Here is a 338-nt window from a genome sequence, read left to right as displayed (position 1 = left end):
CTTCCGCAGACTCGTTAGATGCCTCGGTTGAAGGCATTATGAAAGGCGCTCAGTTCTACCTAAGCAAAATGAAAGAACGCCCAGACGACTATATGATGATCCGCACTACCAAAGATATTGATGAAGCGGTAAAACAAAACAAATTGGGTATTTACTTCACTCACCAAGGTACTCAAATATTTGGTGGTGATGTTGATCGCGTAGGACTATGGCGTGAGATGGGCTATGGTTACTGTTTATTGGCATATAATCAACGTAATGATGTGGGTGATGGCTGCTTCGAAATTGAGAACCGTGGTCTAACTGAATATGGAAAAAAACTTGTCGACGCTTATAAC

Annotated in this window: 1 protein-coding gene; it reads left to right on the top strand. The window is 42.0% G+C overall.

Translation table 11 applies throughout. The annotated features are described in order from the left end of the window. Positions 1-338, top strand: a 338-nt coding sequence (locus tag AB4486_RS27095; protein WP_372119874.1) for a membrane dipeptidase, incomplete at both ends; no start/stop codon positions are given.

Origin of the sequence: Vibrio sp. 10N.222.55.C6, assembly GCF_041473395.1 — a bacterium.
GTDB classification, from domain to species: Bacteria; Pseudomonadota; Gammaproteobacteria; order Enterobacterales; family Vibrionaceae; genus Vibrio; species Vibrio crassostreae_C.
This window is presented reverse-complemented; position numbering and strand designations above follow the sequence as displayed.